The sequence below is a fragment of the Streptomyces sp. Q6 genome (assembly GCF_036967205.1).
GTDB lineage: Bacteria > Actinomycetota > Actinomycetes > Streptomycetales > Streptomycetaceae > Streptomyces > Streptomyces citrinus.
In genome coordinates, this window is record NZ_CP146022.1 from 4,556,436 (window position 1) to 4,573,841 (window position 17,406).

A 17,406-nucleotide genomic window follows, 5' to 3' on the forward strand; every position below is an offset into this window, starting at 1 on the left:
GGTCCCCGCGTCGATCACGTACGGCGATGGTCCTTTCCGGCGGGGCCTGTTCTTTGGGCGCCGGAGTACCGTGAAGGGACCGAGGGTTCCCCGTGCATCTGCTACCGGCGCTCGTGCCGTTCTCGGCGATCGACGACACCGGGTGCGCTGTGCCGGCGCCCAGGGACAGGGTTCGCCCGATGAGAGAGCGTGTGCCCCGGCAGATTCCCGCGCGGCTGCGGCCCGACACGGGCAACCAGTGCCCCTCGCCCTGGGAGGCGGACCGGCTCCGCCGGCTGTCCCGCAGCCAAGTGGCCGACCGCATCGAGGAGTTGGGCGCACTGTACGCGGCGCACAGCGGCAGCGCGGCGTGCGAGGAGGAGTGGCGGACCCGGACCTTCGTGCGCCGTCTGGTGGCCGACACCCGGCGCCCCGGCTTCTCCCTGGTCGTCGCCGAGAACGGCTCGCTGACGGCCTGCGCCTACGGATTCCCGCTGCGCGACGGGCTGTTCGAGGTCCGGGCGATCGTCGTGCCCCGGCGGGTACGGGAGCAGTCGACGAGCCGCGACTGGAACCTGGCCCGCCGGCTGCAACGGCGGCTGCTCGTCGACGAGGGCCACGCCACCGGCCTCACCCTGGTGGACCGCACGGAGCTGCGGACCCTCGCGGCACTGCGGTCCTGGGGGTGGAAGGACACTCCGGCGAGCCCTCACGGCGCGCGGCTGCCCGATCCCCGGCACGTGCTGCTGCTCGCCCTCTGAGCGTCTCCCGGCCGCCCCGGCGACGGCGTCATCGGGCCAACCTCGGGAGCGCCCCCGGCGCCGCACGCTGCACAGCGGCGCGTCCGGCCTGACGGGAGCCGCGTGACGGATGGCGCAAAGCGCGCTGTGCGCCGGTGTGACCCGCCGTCCGGTGTGCTTCGCTCGGGCCAGAGCGGTCTCGGGGAAGTGCGGCGCCTTTCCGTGGGACCGTTCGGCGGTCCGGCGACGGCGGCGGGGCGTGGGCGTACGGGCCCGCTCGGGGCCCGGCGAGCCGAGGGCCGACACATCAGGCGTTCAGGATGGGGGACCGCGGCATGGCCGCACACCCACAGCACTCACCCGAGGCGTGGCCCTCGGCCCGCACCGGCCGCACGGGCGGGTGGCCGGGCCTGCGCACCGCCCTCTCGGCCGTGTCCTGGCTGACCAGTCCGCTCTCCCCGGACGACTATCTCGGCCTGTTCGATCCCCTGTGGTCGGCGCGGCACCCCGCGGGCCGGGTCACCGCGGTGCGCCCGGAGGGCCCGGGGCGGCCACCCTCGCCATCCGCCCCGGCCGCGGCGCGCACGGCCACCTGGCAGGCCAGTATCTGCCGCTCGGCGTCGAGATCGACGGCGCATGGCACTGGCGTACGTACTCGATCACCTCGCCGGCTTCCGCCGGGCCCGCCGACGAGGTCACCGTCACCGTGAAGGCCCGTCCCGACGGCCGGGTCTCCCCGCACCTGGTGCACCGGACCCCACCCGGCACCGTGCTCCGACTCGGGCCGCCGCAGGGCGAGTTCACCCTGCCGCGCCCCCTGCCGGACGCGCTGCTGTTCGTGACGGCGGGCAGCGGGATCACGCCCGTCATGGGGATGCTGCGCACCCTGGCCGGAAACGGCGCCACCGCCCCCGACAGCCTGCTCCTGCACAGTGCGCCGTCCCCGGACGAGTGCCTCTTCCGTACCGAACTGGCCGAGATGCGGGACCGATTGCCCTGGCTGCGCGTCCGGCTGATCCATACGCGTACGGACGGACGGCTCACCCCGGACCGGATCGCCGCCCTCTGCCCGGACTGGCAGCGCCGGGACGCCTACGTGTGCGGCCCGAGCGGTCTCCTGGACGCGGCGGAGCGCCGGTGGGAGGCCGCGGGGGTGCGCGACCGGCTGCGCCTCGAACGGTTCCACCTGGCGCCGGTGCTGCCGGTCGCCACCGATGCCGTCGGCGGGCGGGTGCGCTTCACGCGCGAGGGCCCGTGGGTGGACGCGGCTGCCGGTACGCCGCTGCTCGCGGTGGGGGAGTCGGCGGGGCTGCCGATGCCGTACGGGTGCCGGCGCGGCCTCTGCCTCGGCTGCCTCGTACCGCTCGTCGACGGCCGGGTGCGCGATCTGCGCACCGGTGAACTGCGCGGGGAACCGGGCGAGTTGATCCAGACCTGCGTCAACGGCGCCGCGGGCCCGCTCGTCCTCGACGTGTGAGCCCGGACCCGGGGTACCCGGCCGGTGGCATCCGCCCCCGCACCCCGGGGCACCCGACCTCCGACCCCGCGACCTGCGATCCCGCGGGCGCTCCCACGACCCCGTGTTCTCACGGCTCCGCGTTCTCACGACCCCGTGCCGGCGCGACCCCGTGTCTTCACGATCCGCGTTCTCCCGACCCCGTGTTCTCGCGACCCCGCGTCCCGCGTTCCCAAGATCCCGTGTTCCCGAGGAGACTTCCATGACCGTCACCGGCACGACCACCGTCACCGCATCCCGTGACCCGTCGCCGGAGGTGTCCGGCAGCGACGCCGCCGACGCGCTCGGCCGTGAACTGGACGCGCTGCGCGCCGAGTTCATCACCGCGCGCGGCGCCGACGACGCCCGCTACATCCATACTGTGATCGCCGTGCAGCGCGGCTGCGAGGCGGGCGGCCGTCTCGCGCTCTCCGTCTCCCTCTTCCCGCCCGCCTGGCTCGCGGGCACCGGCCTGCTCTCCGTCGCCAAGATCCTGGAGAACATGGAGCTCGGCCACAACATCCTGCACGGCCAGTGGGACTGGCTCGGCGATCCGGCGATCCACTCGACCACCTGGGAGTGGGACTTCGTCACGCCCGCCGACGCCTGGAAACGCACCCACAACCACCTGCACCACACGTACACCAACGTCGTCGGCCGCGACCGCGACCTCGGCTACACCGTCCTGCGGATGAGCCCCGACCAGCCCTGGCACCCGGTCCATCTCCTCCAGCCCCTGTACACGGCGCTGCTCGCCCCCGTCTTCGAGTGGGGCATCGCCCTGTACGACCTGGAGGCCGACGAGATGGCAGTGGGACGCAAGAGCCCGCGCGCCTTCCTCGCCGACGCGACCGCCATGGCGGGCAAGGCGGTTCGCCAGGCATTGAAGGACTACCTGCTCTTCCCGCTGCTCTCCGGACCCAGCGCCCTGCCCTGCCTCCTCGGCAACCTGACCGCGAACAGCGCCCGCAACGTCTGGGCGCACACGGTGATCTTCTGCGGCCACTTCCCCACCGACGTGCACACCTTCACGTACACGGAGGAGCAGATCGAGGGCGAGAGCCGGGGCGACTGGTACCGGCGGCAGATCCAGGGCTCGGCGAACATCGAGGGCGGCCCGCTCCTGCACGTCCTCACCGGCAACCTCAGCCACCAGATCGAACACCACCTCTTCCCCGACCTGCCCAGCAACCGCTACGCGCAGCTCGCCCCACGGGTCAGGGAGATCTGCGCCCGCCACGGCCTCCCGTACGTCAGCGGGCCGCTGTGGCGGCAGTACACGTCGATGTGGAGCCGGGTGCTGCGCCACGCCCTGCCGTCACACGGCCGCCCCGGGGGCGGGGATCACGGACGTGTCGAACGTGCCGTCGATGATGCCCCGGGCCAGGTCCGTGAGGCGTAGGTGGTGGGAGCGGGCGTAGCGGCGGAACGCCTGGAACGCCTCGTCGACCGAGGTGTCCCAGCGTTCGGCCAGCACCCCCTTGACCTGCTCCAGCAGGATCCGGCTGGTGAGCGCCGAGTCCAGCTGGGCGTTCTCCACATGTGACCGCTCCAGCGTGCGCTGCTGAAGGATCGTGATGGTGGCGACGTCGGCCAGCGCCTGGGCGAGGGCGATGTCGTCGTCGTCCAGGCGGTGGTCGTCGGTCTGGAACATGTTCAGCGCCCCCACCACCCGGTCACGGAGGCGCAGCGGGATGGCGTGCGTGACGATGACCCCCGTCCCCCGGGCCCGCGGCGTGAAGCGCGGCCAGGACGCCGCCGCCCGCTGCTCCCGGAGGTCTATGTTCGTCCGGGCCGCGCCGCTGTGGAAGCAGTCCACGCACGGGCCCTGGTCGTGCTGGAGCGCGAAGAGTTCGAGCAGCCGGGTGTGTTCGTCGGAGGCGGCGATGACCTGGAGTTCGCCGTGTGCGTCCGCGAGCAGGATGCCGGCCGCCGAGACGTCCAGGAGTTCCACGCAGCGCGTGGAGAGCCGCTGCAGCAGATCGAGGACGTCGAAGTCGTCGATGAGTGAGTCCGCGATCTCGACGAAGACTTCGGCGAGCCGCTGTTCCCGGGCCATGCTGATCATCCCTCTCCACCGGCGGGCGAATGAGGCCCGTATCCATCGTCGTCCATTACGGCGTCGAAGCGCAGCCGTCGGGCCACGACGTCCTCCGCCACGTCCCCGAGGGGGCGGTCACTGCTGTAGGCGTGAGCGCGCAGTCGCACCAGGGCCTCTTCCAACGTGGCGCCGAGCTGGACGCTGATCATGCCCGTCGCCTGGTGCACGACGGCCCGGTGCAGCCCTGTGGTGGGCCACAGCGGTCCGTCCGAGCCCGTGCCGTTCGGCCCGGCCGGGCCCCGCCGGTTGAGCAGGGTCGCGGTCAGGGCGGCGGCCAGCGTGTTCGCGTCGGCGAGCTGACGGTCGCTGAGGGCGCGCTTCCCGTCGCACAACAGGGTCAGCGTGCCGATCCGGGCCCCGCCCAGGGCGAGCGGGAAGCAGCACACGCCGTGCACGCCGAGGCGCTGGGCGGCGGGCAGCAGCGCGGGCCACCGCTCGGGCCTGACGCGTTCGAGATCCGGCTCCAGTACGGGGACGCCGAACCGGACCGCGTCGGGGCCGGGCCCCTCGCCGAGGGTGAACTGCAACTCGTCGAACCGCAGGCTCAGCTCGGGGTGGCACCACAGGGGCTCCGGTGCCGGGGTGGCGTGCGGGCCCACGGGTGTCCGGGCGAACACGGAGACGGCCACGCCGACCACGTCCAGCGCGCGGGTGCCGGCCCGCGCGGGATCGACGCCGCTTCCCGGGCGCAGGGACCGCAGTACCTCGGCCATGCCGTCGCTGGTCGTCACCGGTCTCCGTTCCGCCGGGTCCGGGATTCACCCGCACGGGGTGCCGACCGGTTCCCGGCGTACATTACGCGGCTCCGCGCGGTTCGGGGCGGGAGAGGGGCGCGGGCCCGGAGACGGTCCCCCGCCACGCGTCCCGGGCGCACGCGTACCGCGGGAACCGGGCGGCCAGGCCGCCGGCCCGCAGGACCAGGGCGGTCGCCGACGCGGTGTAGACGACGCGGGCCCAGCCGTGGCGCGCCCGGCAGTCCTCCCACGCCTCGCACAGCGGCCCGAGAAGGCTCCCGTCCGCGAACGTCACCGCGCTGAGGTCGACGACGATACGGAGCCGCCCTGACCCGGCGCGGGCCCGGTGCAGGGCGTCCGCCAGGGGAGCCATGGTCGTGAGGTCCAGCTCGCCGTGGCCCCGGACGGTGCGGCAGGCGTCGGCCGGGCCGGAGCGCGGCAGGTGGCCGGTGGGGTCGGGACGCGGCAGGTGGCCGATGAGGTCGGGCAGGTCGGGCAGGTCGGTGGGGTCGGGCAGGTCGGTGGGGTCGGGCAGGTCGGAGGGAGAACTCATCTGCCCCGCCTCCTCAGAGAGGGTGGCACGTCAGCTGCGCAGGGCCTCTGTTGCGCGGAACACACTGCACGGAGAGGGCCGGGGCTGGGGCGACCGTGTCTCGACGGTACTCGGCACCGGGTCGGAAGGTGCCGATCACGGGGAATCGGCCTCGGGGAGTGGGGCGCGGGAGCGCACCGGGGGCGTGCGCGTCGTGAGTGAACGCCCGGTCGTACGGACCGGCGGTGGCCGGGCGGCCGTTGGGCCGGATGGACCTGTCCGGCGCGGCGCCGGAGCCCCGCGCCTCGGATGCTCGCCGTATGCCAGTCCACCTGCGACGCGCCCGCCTCGGGCCACCGACACCGGGAGCACTCCTGCCGCGGCTCGCCGGCGCCCTGGTGCACCGGGTGTGGGCGCTGGCCGAGCAGTACGGGCGGGTGACGGCCGAGCGGCCGGGGCGCTACCGGTTCGCGCGGCTCGGCGACGGGGTGTGCCTCGCGTTCCCGCCGGGCGCCGTCTTCGGTGAACGGGCCATCGCGATCGGCGACGGCACCCTGGTCGGGGCGCAGGTGAGCCTCTCGGCGGGGTTCCCGTGCGCGACGGAGCCCGGCCCCGGGCTCCCCGGACTCGTGGTGCGGATCGGTGCCCGGTGCATGATCGCCCGGGGTACCCACATCGTGGGCCACCACCGCATCGACATCGGCGACGACGTCTTCATCGCCCCGTACGCGTACCTCACCGACCAGAACCACGGCTACACCGACCCGGACCGGCCCATCGGCGGACAGCCGCCCGTGAACGAGCCCGTCGTCATCGGCGACGGCTGCTGGCTCGGCACGGGCGTGACCGTGCTGCCCGGCACCCGCCTCGGCCGCAACGTCACGGTCGCGGCGGGCGCCGTCGTCCGCGGCACGTTCCCGGACCGGTGCGTGATCGCGGGCGTCCCGGCGCGGATCGTGCGCCGTTACGTACCGGGCAGGGGCTGGCAGCGGACCACCGACGAACCACGACGCCACCAGGAGGACACCATGAAGAAGGCACCCGAGGGCGACATCCCCATCATGATCGTCGGCGACTCGATCAGTCACGGCAGCAGCGGCGACTGGACCTGGCGCTACTTCTTCTGGAAGCACCTGAAGAACGAGGGCCTGAGCATCGACCTCGTCGGCCCGAAGGACACCCTCGACAACATCCGTACGGAAGAGGTCGGCGACGACGACGCGACGTACGCGGACCCGGAGTTCGACCGCGACCACGACGCCCAGTGGGGCCGCCCGTACGTCCAGGAGAAGGACGTCATCGAGGCCAAGGTCGCCGAGTACGAACCGGAGTACCTGCTGGTGCTGCTCGGCATCAACGACCTGTTCTGGTACGGGGTGACGCCCGACCGGTTCGCCGCCAACCTGCGGGAGTTCCTGGCGAACGCGCGGCGCCCGGCACCCGACGTACGGATCGTCATCGGCACCGTACTGGAGACGCAGAAGGCGCTCGACGACCCCGAGTTCGCGAAGCTGGTGGCGGCGACCAACGAGCAACTGCGCGCCGTCGCCGCCGAGTCGGGGGTGGCCGTCGCCGAGACGGCGGCCGAGTTCAGCGCCCCCGAGCACACCTGGGACGGCACGCACCCCAACCCCAACGGGGAGCTGCGCATCGCGGCCGCCTTCGCCGACCGCCTCGCCGAGACGTACGGCCTGGGCGCCCCGTACCCCCGCCCCTACCCGGTCCTCGACGCGGTCGCCCCCGAAGCGAAGGCCCCCGTCGACATCCCCGACTGACGCGACCGGGGTCACCAGAACTGTGCGAGCACTCCCTCCTTGAACGGCGCGGGGGACACGGACAGCTCACCCGAGAACGGCCGGTTCAGCGTCAGCACGAGCACCAGGCTCACCCCGATGAGCCCGGCGACGCAGGTGACGAACATCAGCTGGGCCCGCCGGCTCTCGATGCCGTAGAGGAAGGTCAGCGGGAGCATGACGACCGCGCCGCCGTACACGAGGACGGTGAGCAGCATCGGCAGCTCCTGCTCGGCGTTGGCGAGACGGGTGCGGCGCGCGGCGGCGAGATCGGCGAGCGTCGCGACCGACTGCTCGTAGTACGCCTGCTCGGCCGCGGTCTTCGGTTCGTACGTCTGGTACACGGTGTACAGCTCGGTGATCTCGGCGTTGGTCAGCTCCGGATCGGGCCGGCCCTCGCGCATCGGGGTCCACTGCTTGTCGACGACGGCGTGCACGTACGCGCCCATGGCCGCGGTCACCCGGTCCCGCTGCTCCGGCGGGAACGCGGCGGCCTCCCGCAGGACTTCCGCGGTCTGACTCGCCTCGGCGGCGACGTTCTCCTCGGCCGCCCCGAGCGCTTCCCACTCGGCCACGACGACGAACGCCAGGATGATGCCGTAGATCGCGGCATACATCCCGAGCACGAGCCCGATCATCTCGTTGTACGCACCGTCCGCGATCTTCGGCATCCACCGCCTGGCCATCACACACCCCGCCACGGCGACGAACACGGCACCGCCGCAGATGAGCAGGCACAACGCGAACGTACTGAGGTGATTGAGCAGCCAGATATCCATCCGCCCACCTTGGCGCCCCACCCCACCGGGCCCCTCACCGACGCAACCAGGTCCACCCGAATGGAACCCGCCGCTCCAGGAACCGACCCGCGGAGTGGCTCCCCAACGGCTCCCGACCTGCTGGTAGTCGGCCTCGCCGTCAGCGTGATCCTCCTACGGAAGCGTCCGGTCGGTGGGCCTACAAGTCATCGGGCAGCAGCCGGAATGCTCCGTGTCCCGTCAGCGGCCGAACCATGCGGAAGTGCCGGTCCGAGGTGAACATGACCTCGGTCCGGTAGGCGGCGGCCAGAGCGACGTTCATGGCATCCGTCAAGCCGATGCCCTTCCCTCCGTCTGCGTCCCGGTAGCCCTCGAGCACTGTCATCGCCGTACGCACATGGGGGGTGATGTCGGGGATGGAGAACTTCCGCCGCTCAGTGCCCTTGGCGAGGAAGTCGAGCGCGCTGTACGCGGCCTGCGCACTGATCTTCGTGGTCACCAAGTAGTCGAGTTCAGCCAGGACCATGGGTGAGATCACCATGTGTCCAACGGTGGAGAAGGCTTTGCGGTGGATGGCGCTGTCGTTCGTCGAGGAGACGAGGAGCCGATAGAGGGCATTGGTGTCAGCGATGACGACGGAGCTCAAGAGCCCATCCCCTTCAGGGCTTCTTCGATGTCCTCATTGGTGAGATCGGGCCCCGTCCCGATGTCCGGAATCTCCATATCCCCCATGGGCTCGGTCGAGTAGGGCGGAACCTCGGCGGCGTCGATCGGCACGACACGGGCGACGGGGCGGCCGTTCTTGGTCACCGTGATGGTCTCGCCTCGCTCAGCGGCGGCGAGTATCTGCGAGGACCGCTGGTTGAAATCACGAGCAGTGGCTTCCATGTACTACATGTTACTACTTCGTGGCGGCGTTCATCCGTTGCCGGCGCAGGGGGCTCGGTCGGTGCCGATCATCGGTCGGCCTCGGTCACGGCGGGACAGCTTCCGGCCGGCAACTGAGCGGCCTGCCGGCGGCGGAGCGTAAGCCCCTCAGGTTCCTGCGCAGACACAGCCGACCCTGCTCGGTCATTCATCCATGGCCGTGGACCTGCTTGTACTTCTTGATCGGGTCCTGTGGCAGTCCGCCCCGTTCGTTGACGGCGTGTCCCTGGCCCTTGGCCCATGCACGGACAAGAGATGGTGTGACGTCTGGCGTGGTCTCGTGAGGGCTGGCGAGCGAGTTGGCTCCCCAAGTGGCCCCCCAACGCACATCAGGGCCGGTACTGATTTCTCAGTACCGGCCCTGATGTGCTGTTTTGGCTGTCGGGGTGGCGGGATTTGAACCCACGACCTCTTCGTCCCGAACGAAGCGCGCTGCCAAGCTGCGCTACACCCCGATGTCGTTGCTCCGCTCCCCGGTGGGGCGCGGCGACATCGATTACTTTAGCGGACCTGCGGCCTGAGACGAAATCCGGTTTTCGGGGCCGCGGATCTCCGGCCTGATCCGGTCCAGGCCGACGAGGGCCAGCGCCAGGGCGTAGAAGGCCAGGCCGAAGACCACGGCGTTGGTGAGGACGCCCGCGTAGCCGTGGAGGTCGACGTCCAGGAACGGGTACGGGTAGCGGGCCGGTGTGCCCGGGGTCATGATCGCGCCGCGGATCAGGGCGAACCCGAAGTAGGCGAGCGGGTAGAGCAGCCACAGGGCCGCGTGGCGCGGTCGGAGGGCGCCGGGACGGGTCAGCAGGAGCCAGTTCAGGGCGGCGCCGATGGGTGTGACCGTGTGCAGGAGCTGGTTGGAGACCTGGCGGGCCCCGGTGAGCGCCACCTGCGGGTCGTCCGTCATGGAGAAGCCGCTGGAGTCGTTGGCCAGGACGAAGTGGTAGACGAGGCCCGTGATGGAGATGAAGAGGAGCACACCGCCGGTGACCAGGGGTGGCAGCGGCGGCCGGGCCGTCCAGGCGCGCCACGCGGACAGCGCGAGGACGACCGCGACCAGGATGTTGGACTGGATCGTGAAGTAGCTCAGGACGCGCAGCGCGCTGTCGCTGATCGACAGGTCGATGACGATCCCGGTCACCGCGGCGATGGCGACCAGGGCGCGGAACGCGGCGGCCAGGGGGCGGCGACGTGGAGGCACGACCGCCGCCGCGGGCACGGTGGAGATGCGGTGGGGCGTGATCATGTACCCCACCGTAGAACGGACCGGGATCAGCTGCCCGGGGTGAGGGTCAGGAGCGAGACCTCCGGCGGGCACGCGAAGCGGACCGGGGTGTAGCGGTTCGCGCCGCAGCCGGCCGAGACGTGCAGGTACGACGTGTTGCCCCCGGACTGGTGCGTGGACAGACCCTTCACGCGGTCCGTGTCCAGGTCGCAGTTGGTGACCAGCGCGCCGTAGAAGGGGACGCAGATCTGGCCGCCGTGGGTGTGCCCGGCGAGGATCAGCGGGTAGCCGTCGGCCGTGAAGGCGTCGAGGGCCCGCAGGTACGGGGCGTGGACGACGCCCATCGAGAAGTCGGGGCCCTCGACGGGGCCGCCCGCGACCTCTTCGTAGCGGTCGCGCTTGATGTGCGGGTCGTCCAGACCGGTGAGGCCGATCTCCATGCCCGCGACCTTCAGCGCACCCCGCGTGTTCGTGAGGTTCAGCCAGCCCGCCTCGTCGAAGCCGTCGCGCAGGCCCTCCCACGGGTTGTGGACGACACCGACGGCCGGCGCGTTGCCGTTCAGGCCGTGCTTGCCGGACATCTTCTGCGCCAAGTACCGGGCGGGGTTGCTGAATCGGGGCCCGTAGTAGTCGTTGGAGCCGAAGACGTACGCGCCCGGGAACTCCATCAGCGGGCCGAGCGCGTCGAGGACCTCGGGGACGCCCTCCGGGTCGGACAGGTTGTCGCCCGTGTTGATGACGAAGTCGGGGCGCAGGCCCGCCAGCGAACGCAGCCAGCGCTGCTTCTTGCGCTGTCCGCCGACCATGTGGATGTCGGAGACCTGGAGGATGCGCAGGGGGCGCATGCCGGCCGGCAGGACCGGGACCGTCACCCGCCTCAGCCGGAAGGAGCGGGCCTCGAATCCGGCGTAGGCGATGCCGGCGGCGCCCGCCGCCACGATGCCTGCTGAGACCTTCAGGGGAATCCCGTATCGCGCGTGCATGTCTCCCATCGTGTCAGACCGGCACCGCCCCGGAAATCGGCGGGCGCCGCCGCCCCCGTACCTGCGACAATCAAGGCATGACCACGCTCAAGTCGAAGCTGCACGAAGACCTCAACGCCGCCATCCGGGAGCGCGATGAGCTGCGCTCCTCGACGCTCCGGCTGACCCTCTCCGCGATCACGAACCAGGAGGTCGCGGGCAAGGAGAAGCGCGAGCTCTCCGACGACGAGGTGCAGAAGGTGATCGCCAAGGAGGCGAAGAAGCGCCGCGAGGCGGCCGAGGCCTTCGAGAAGGGCGGGCGTGCCGAGTCCGCCGCCCGCGAGCTGGCGGAGGGCGAGCTGCTCGCCGTGTACCTGCCGCAGCCGCTCAGCGACGCCGAGCTGGAGCAGATCGTGGCGCAGGCCGTCGAGGAGGCGAAGGCGTCCGGCGCCGAGGGCCCCCGTGCCATGGGCCAGGTCATGAAGATCGCCAACCCGAAGATCGCGGGTCGCGCCGAGGGCGGCCGGGTCGCCGCGACGGTGAAGCGCCTGCTGGCGGGCTGACCCCGTCACGACCGCCACGTACGCGTACGAGAAGGGCGCCCCCGTCCACAGACGGGGGGCGCCCCTTCTCGTACGCCGGGCCGGAGCCGAGGCGGGTCAGGGATCTGGGAGACCGGCCCTAGCGGTCCCAACCGCCGTTCCCGTTCCCCCCGTTGCCGTTCCCGCCGAGGACGTCCGACGGGAAGGAGACGCCGGGCAGCGGGTTGTCGCCGCCGCCGTCCCCGTTGTCACCGTCGTCCCCGTTGCCGCCGTCGTCGTGGCCGCCCTTGTCCTTGTCCTTGTCCCGGTCCTTGTTCTTCTCCGGGTCCGGGATGTTGACGAGGTTGAAGCTCGGCGCGGGCTTGCCCGACAGGGCGCCGGTCATCGCCGCCCGCCAGATCGGCCCCGGCGTGTCGGCGCCGTAGACCTCGCTGTGGTAGCGGCCGCCGATGGTGATGTCGGTCATCGGCTCGCTCTGCGACGCGCTGCCGACCCAGACCGCGCCGGACAGGTTCGGCGTGTAGCCGACGAACCACGCGTTCTTACGGGCGTCGGTCGTACCCGTCTTACCGGCGTTGGCCCGGTCCTGGAGGCCGGCCTGCTGGCCCGTACCGGAGTCGACCACGCCGCTCAGCAGCGTGTTGACCTTGTCCGCGGTCTCCGTCGACATGGCGCGCGAGCACTGCGTCTTCGGCACGGCCAGGCCCTTGCCGTTCGGGCCGGTGATCGACTCGATGGCGACCGGCGTGCAGTACGTGCCCTCGTTGGCGAACGCGGCGTACGCGGACGCCATCGTCAGCGGCGACAGACCCGTCGAACCGAGCGTCATCGACGAGGGCACCTCGGGCACCTTGTCGCCGTTGCCCTGCACCACGCCGAGCTTGTCGGTCATCTCGACGACCGGGCACATGCCGGTGTCGGCGATCATCTGCACGAAGTACGTGTTGATGGACTTCGCCATCGCCTCCTTGAGGCGATAGGGGCCGACCTCGGCCTCGTTCTCGTTCTCCACCTGGTAGTTGCCGTCGTTGCGCCAGGGCTTGCCGCTGCACGTCTGCACCGAGCTCGGGTACGGCATCTCGTACGGCGCCGGATACTCCTGCGTCACCGGCTTGCCCTTCTCCAGGGCGGCCGCCGCGAGGAACGGCTTGAACGTCGAACCCGTCGGGAAGCCGTAGTTGGAGCCGCCGTAGGCCGAGTTGACCGAGTAGTTGATCTCGGTCTCGTTCTTGCCGTAGCCGTACGGCTTCGACTGGCCCATGCCGAGGATCTTGCCGCTGCCGGGCTCGACGAGCGTGGCGGCGGTGGCGACCTTGTCCGACTTGTAGACGTTGCTCTTGATGGAGGCCTGGACCGAGTCCTGGGTCTGCGGGTCGAGCGTCGTCTTCACCGTCAGGCCGCCGCGGTTCCAGACCTTGGCGCGCTCCTCCTTCGTCTTGCCGAACGTCGGGTCGGTCAGGAAGACCTTCTCGACGTACTTGCAGAAGAAGGCGGCGCCCCTGGTCGCTGTGATGCAGCCGTTCTGCGGCCTGCTGACCTTGAGGCCGAGGTCGGTCGCCTTGGCCCGGTCCGCCTCGGCCTGCGAGATGTCGTGCACCTCGGCCATTCGCTGGAGCACGACGTTGCGCCGCTTCTTCGCCTCGGCCTCGTCGTTGACGGGGTCGTAGCGGCTCGGCGACTGCACGATGCCGGCGAGCATCGCCGACTCCGCCACGTCCAGGTCCTTGGCCGACTTGGAGAAGTAGCGCTGGGACGCGGCCTCGACGCCGTACGCCTGCTGTCCGAAGTACGTGATGTTCAAGTAGTTGGCGAGGATCTTCTTCTTGCCGAGCTCGTCCTCGACCTGGATCGCGTACTTCAGCTCGCGGACCTTGCGGCCGATCGTCTGCTGTGTCGCCTGCGCCAGCTTGGTCGGGTCGTCGCCCGCCTCTTCCATGAAGACGTTCTTCACGTACTGCTGCGTCAGCGTCGAGGCGCCCTGGGCGACGCCGCCACCGCGCGCGTTGGCGTTGATGGCGCGCAGGATGCCCTTCGCGTCGACGGCCCCGTGCTCGAAGAAGCGCGAGTCCTCGATCGCGACGATCGCCTTCTGCATGTACGGGGAGATCTGGTCGAGCTTCACCACGGTGCGGTCGCGCGAGTAGACCGTCGCGATCGTGCCGCCCTGGCTGTCCAGGATGGTGGTCCGCTGGCTGAGCGGAGGTGTCTTCAGGTTGGCGGGGATCTCGTCGAAGCCCTCGACGGATCCCTTGGCCGCGAGGCCGAGCGCGCCCGCAGCGGGCAGCGCGATTCCGGCGAGCACGGCTCCTGAGAGCACGCTGACACCGAGGAACTTGGCGGCCTGTTGGGCCGGCGACATCCCGCCGCCGCTACCGGCCGAGCGCTTCTTTCCCATGCAGGGCAGCCTACGTTCTGATTCTCCGGACAGGCGTATATGCCTTGGCCTAAGCTGCACTCAACTGTCACAGCAGTGCGGTCTCGTATCAAGACGTGGGACGGACCCGAAACGTTCCCGGCATTTTTTCCGTGCCTCTTGTAGTCATTCCCGTCCCCTCCCGCGGGCCTCCCGCGCAGGGCTCACGGGGTGTCCGAATCCGCCTCGTGTGTCATCCGATGACCGTTGTGGCGCAAGTGAACTGTCCTGCTTTGCCGGGGTTATTACGCATGTCCCTCGGTCACTCCGTCGGGTGATCTGCCGCTTACGCATAGTCCGTTCGGGCCATTCAAGATTGGGCCCGAAGGGGGTGTTGCGCTGTGCCCACCTTCCGTAACGTCCTCAACTGGCGGCGGTGAATATGCCGCTGCCGCCGTGGGGGAGCCTCGATTCGGGAGAGGACGGCGCCGGTATGGGCTGGGTAGTCGACTGGAGTGCGCAGGCCGCCTGCCGCACTACCGATCCGGATGAACTGTTCGTTCAAGGAGCGGCGCAGAACCGCGCGAAGGCGGTGTGCACGGGATGCCCCGTGCGGACCGAGTGCCTCGCCGACGCGCTGGACAATCGCGTCGAGTTCGGCGTGTGGGGTGGCATGACGGAGCGGGAGCGCCGCGCGTTGCTGCGCAGGCGTCCCACCGTCACCTCGTGGCGCAGCCTCCTTGAGACGGCACGTACGGAGTACGAGCGCGGCGCGGGCCTGTTGCCCGCGGAGCTGGAGAACGACGAGACGTACGAGAGGTACGCGGCCGTCGGGTAGACGGACCGCGTCACTCGCCGACGTACGTACGGCTCACTTTGCTCCGGCCGGAGTGCCACCGGCCGCGAGCCGCTCTCCGATGTCCCTGAGGCCTGCCAGGTCGTGCACGTCGCCGGGCAGGGCCGCGATCTCGGTCACGGCCACTTCGGGGTGCAGCGCGGTGAAGCGGTCACGCGTGCGCTGTTCGCGCGCGACCACCTGCATGCGCTCGGCGTGCAGGCGCAACAGGCCTGCCGTCAGTTGTTCGATGCTGGGATCCGCCTGCGCGGAATCCGCGGGTTCGGCGGAATCGGACGGGACCTCCGCTGGGGCGGGGGAGCCTGAAGCGGGAGCGGTCCGGGGATCGGCCTCGGGAGAGGTACGAACCTCTTCCTTCCCGGTCGCCTGATCCACAATGCGACGCTCGTCAAGATTTTCTGCGGCGGCCAGGGCGCGCTCGGCCGACAGGCGTCCCGCGCCGCTGCCGTGCACCCGGTTCAGCACGAGACCGGCCAGCGGCATCCGCTCCGCGGCCAGCCGCTCCACGAAGTACGCGGCCTCGCGCAGCGCGTCCCGCTCGGGCGCGGCGACCACGAGGAACGACGTGCCGGGCGCCTGAAGCAGCTTGTACGTGGCGTCGGCGCGGGTACGGAAGCCGCCGAACGTCGTGTCCATCGCGGCCACGAACGTCTGCACGTCGCGCAGGAGTTGACCGCCGAGCAGCTTGCCGAGCGTGCCGGTCATCATCGACATCCCGACGTTCAGGAACTTCATGCCCGCGCGCCCGCCGATCTTCGCCGGGGCCATCAGCAGCCGGATCAGCTTCCCGTCGAGGAAGGAGCCGAGCCGCTGCGGCGCGTCGAGGAAGTCGAGCGCGGAGCGCGACGGCGGGGTGTCGACGACGATCAGGTCCCACTCGTCGCGGGCGCGCAGCTGCCCCAGCTTCTCCATCGCCATGTACTCCTGCGTGCCCGCGAAGCCCGCCGAGAGCGACTGGTAGAAGGGGTTGGCGAGGATGGTCCGCGCGCGCTCCTCGTCCGCGTGCGCCTCGACGACCTCGTCGAAGGTGCGCTTCATGTCGAGCATCATCGCGTGCAGCTCACCACCGGCCGCGTCGTCGATGCCCTTCACCCGGCGCGGGGTGTTGTCCAGCGAGTCGATGCCCATCGACTGCGCGAGCCTGCGGGCCGGGTCGATGGTCAGGACGACGACCTTGCGGCCGCGCTCGGCGGCCCGCAGCCCGAGCGCCGCGGCGGTGGTGGTCTTGCCGACGCCGCCCGCGCCGCAGCACACCACGATGCGGGTGGCCGGGTCGTCGAGCAGCGGGTCGATGTCGAGCGTGTCGGAAGGGTTCAGCGTCATCGATGGCGTCCTGTCATGCGCTCAGTCGTGCGCTCGGTCATGCGCTTGGTCGTGCGCTTGGTCGTGCGCTCGGCCATGAGATCCGTCATGCGATCCGGCAGGCGTTCCGTCATGGTTGTGACCCCTGGATCCCTTGCTGTCGCAGTTCCTCGGCGAGCGTGTAGAGGCCCGCGAGGTCCAACCCCTCGGTGAGCAACGGCAGTTCGTGCAGCGGCAGGCCCGCCTCGGTGAGCAGTTCACGCTGCGCCCGCTCCAGCGCGTACCGCTCCGCGTACTCCCCGGCCTGGGTGAGCAGCGGTCCTACGAGCCGCTTCGCGCTGCCGAGCCCGGCGGCGGTCAGTGCCTCGGTGACCGCGGGCCGCACGGAACGGTCCGCGCTCAGTGCCAGGGCGGGTTCCCCGAGGAGCGCGGGCCGCACCATGTTCACCATGATCCGTCCCACCGGGAGCTTCGCGGCGCGCAGTTCGGCGACCCCGTCGAGGGTCTCCTGCACCGGCATCTCCTCCAGGAGCGTCACCAAGTGCACCGCGGTCTCACGGGACTTGAGGACGCGCATCACGGCCTGGGCCTGGTTGTGTATCGGCCCGATCTTCGCGAGCCCGGCCACCTCGTCGTTCACGTTCAGGAAGCGCGTGATGCGCCCGGTCGGCGGCGCGTCCATCACGACGTGGTCGTACGCGTAGACGCCCCGCTTGTCCTTGCGGCGTACCGCCTCGCACGCCTTGCCCGTCAGAAGTACGTCCCGCAGGCCCGGCGCGATGGTGGTCGCGAAGTCGATGGCGCCCAGTTTCTTCAGGGCGCGGCCCGCGCCGCCGAGCTTGTAGAACATCTGGAGGTAGTCCAGCAGCGCCAGTTCGGGGTCGATGGCGAGGGCGTACACCTCCCCGCCGCCGGGCGCGACGGCGATCTTCCGTTCTTCGTAGGGAAGTGCCTCGGTCTCAAAGAGCTGTGCGATGCCCTGTCTGCCCTCCACCTCCACTAGGAGCGTGCGCTTGCCCTCCGTCGCGAGGGCGAGCGCGAGTGCGGCGGCGACCGTGGTCTTTCCGGTACCGCCCTTGCCGCTGACGACCTGGAGCCTGCTCACGTATTCGA

Annotated in this window: 17 protein-coding genes, 1 tRNA gene and 1 pseudogene; 6 read left to right on the forward strand and 13 right to left on the reverse strand. The window is 70.8% G+C overall.

What is annotated here, in order from left to right; all coding sequences use genetic code 11:
- Positions 1-179: 179 nt before the first annotated feature.
- The 3 genes and pseudogenes from V2W30_RS21320 to V2W30_RS21330 all read left to right on the forward strand — a co-directional run bounded on the left by V2W30_RS21320 (position 180) and on the right by V2W30_RS21330 (position 3,616).
- Complete coding sequence (locus V2W30_RS21320; RefSeq protein ID WP_338698763.1) at positions 180-740, forward strand: hypothetical protein; 561 nt, start codon at positions 180-182, stop codon at positions 738-740.
- Positions 741-1,054: 314 nt separating this feature from the next.
- Positions 1,055-2,196: pseudogene (locus V2W30_RS21325) on the forward strand (ferredoxin reductase).
- A gap of 241 nt (positions 2,197-2,437) precedes the next feature.
- Positions 2,438-3,616: an acyl-CoA desaturase gene (locus V2W30_RS21330; protein WP_338698764.1), complete on the forward strand. Its 1,179-nt coding sequence runs from the start codon at positions 2,438-2,440 to the stop codon at positions 3,614-3,616.
- On the opposite strand, the gene V2W30_RS21335 is transcribed toward V2W30_RS21330, so the two are convergent.
- The 3 genes from V2W30_RS21335 to V2W30_RS21345 form a co-directional block, all read right to left on the reverse strand.
- Complete coding sequence (locus V2W30_RS21335) at positions 3,533-4,282, reverse strand: GAF and ANTAR domain-containing protein (RefSeq protein WP_338698765.1); 750 nt, start codon at positions 4,280-4,282, stop codon at positions 3,533-3,535. The genes V2W30_RS21330 and V2W30_RS21335 overlap by 84 nt on opposite strands.
- A complete protein-coding gene (locus tag V2W30_RS21340) occupies positions 4,279-5,046 on the reverse strand; it encodes a GAF and ANTAR domain-containing protein (RefSeq protein ID WP_338698766.1) in 768 nt (255 codons plus the stop codon). Before V2W30_RS21340 ends, V2W30_RS21335 begins: the two co-directional genes overlap by 4 nt.
- Positions 5,047-5,110: 64 nt before the next feature.
- Entirely contained in the window at positions 5,111-5,602 is a 492-nt protein-coding gene (locus V2W30_RS21345; RefSeq protein ID WP_338698767.1) for an STAS domain-containing protein, read from the reverse strand.
- A gap of 299 nt (positions 5,603-5,901) precedes the next feature.
- Here V2W30_RS21345 and V2W30_RS21350 point away from each other — a divergent pair, with 299 nt between their 5' ends.
- Positions 5,902-7,356 carry a GDSL-type esterase/lipase family protein gene (locus tag V2W30_RS21350; protein WP_338698768.1) on the forward strand — a complete coding sequence of 485 codons (1,455 nt, stop codon included), beginning with the start codon at positions 5,902-5,904 and terminating at the stop codon, positions 7,354-7,356.
- Between the two features lie 11 nt (positions 7,357-7,367).
- Here V2W30_RS21350 and V2W30_RS21355 read toward each other — a convergent pair whose 3' ends face one another.
- The 7 genes from V2W30_RS21355 to V2W30_RS21380 form a co-directional block, all read right to left on the reverse strand.
- Positions 7,368-8,153: a DUF4239 domain-containing protein gene (locus V2W30_RS21355; RefSeq protein ID WP_338698769.1), complete on the reverse strand. Its 786-nt coding sequence runs from the start codon at positions 8,151-8,153 to the stop codon at positions 7,368-7,370.
- A gap of 178 nt (positions 8,154-8,331) precedes the next feature.
- Positions 8,332-8,778 (reverse strand): PIN domain-containing protein, encoded by a 447-nt coding sequence (locus V2W30_RS21360; protein ID WP_338698770.1) that lies wholly within the window; start codon positions 8,776-8,778, stop codon positions 8,332-8,334.
- On the reverse strand, positions 8,775-9,020 hold the full coding sequence (locus tag V2W30_RS21365) for a type II toxin-antitoxin system prevent-host-death family antitoxin (RefSeq protein ID WP_338698771.1): 246 nt from the start codon (positions 9,018-9,020) through the stop codon (positions 8,775-8,777). Before V2W30_RS21365 ends, V2W30_RS21360 begins: the two co-directional genes overlap by 4 nt.
- Positions 9,021-9,207: 187 nt before the next feature.
- Positions 9,208-9,387, reverse strand: coding sequence for an Lsr2 family DNA-binding protein (locus V2W30_RS41630; RefSeq protein ID WP_425244572.1), 180 nt, complete (start codon positions 9,385-9,387; stop codon positions 9,208-9,210).
- A gap of 53 nt (positions 9,388-9,440) precedes the next feature.
- Positions 9,441-9,514 (reverse strand) — tRNA-Pro (locus V2W30_RS21370).
- Between the two features lie 41 nt (positions 9,515-9,555).
- Positions 9,556-10,299, reverse strand: coding sequence for a Pr6Pr family membrane protein (locus tag V2W30_RS21375; RefSeq protein WP_338698772.1), 744 nt, complete (start codon positions 10,297-10,299; stop codon positions 9,556-9,558).
- A gap of 26 nt (positions 10,300-10,325) precedes the next feature.
- Entirely contained in the window at positions 10,326-11,261 is a 936-nt protein-coding gene (locus tag V2W30_RS21380; protein ID WP_338698773.1) for a metallophosphoesterase, read from the reverse strand.
- A 77-nt stretch (positions 11,262-11,338) separates the two neighbouring features.
- On the opposite strand from V2W30_RS21380, the gene V2W30_RS21385 reads away from it, so the two are divergent.
- Positions 11,339-11,803: a GatB/YqeY domain-containing protein gene (locus tag V2W30_RS21385; RefSeq protein ID WP_338698774.1), complete on the forward strand. Its 465-nt coding sequence runs from the start codon at positions 11,339-11,341 to the stop codon at positions 11,801-11,803.
- A gap of 118 nt (positions 11,804-11,921) precedes the next feature.
- On the opposite strand, the gene V2W30_RS21390 is transcribed toward V2W30_RS21385, so the two are convergent.
- Positions 11,922-14,177 (reverse strand): transglycosylase domain-containing protein, encoded by a 2,256-nt coding sequence (locus V2W30_RS21390; protein WP_338698775.1) that lies wholly within the window; start codon positions 14,175-14,177, stop codon positions 11,922-11,924.
- A 451-nt stretch (positions 14,178-14,628) separates the two neighbouring features.
- Between V2W30_RS21390 and V2W30_RS21395 the strand changes: the two genes are divergently transcribed.
- Complete coding sequence (locus V2W30_RS21395; RefSeq protein ID WP_338698777.1) at positions 14,629-14,973, forward strand: WhiB family transcriptional regulator; 345 nt, start codon at positions 14,629-14,631, stop codon at positions 14,971-14,973.
- A gap of 33 nt (positions 14,974-15,006) precedes the next feature.
- On the opposite strand, the gene V2W30_RS21400 is transcribed toward V2W30_RS21395, so the two are convergent.
- On the reverse strand, positions 15,007-16,314 hold the full coding sequence (locus tag V2W30_RS21400; RefSeq protein ID WP_338698779.1) for an ArsA family ATPase: 1,308 nt from the start codon (positions 16,312-16,314) through the stop codon (positions 15,007-15,009).
- Between the two features lie 109 nt (positions 16,315-16,423).
- Positions 16,424-17,398: an ArsA family ATPase gene (locus V2W30_RS21405; protein WP_338698781.1), complete on the reverse strand. Its 975-nt coding sequence runs from the start codon at positions 17,396-17,398 to the stop codon at positions 16,424-16,426.
- Between the last annotated feature and the right edge of the window lie 8 nt (positions 17,399-17,406).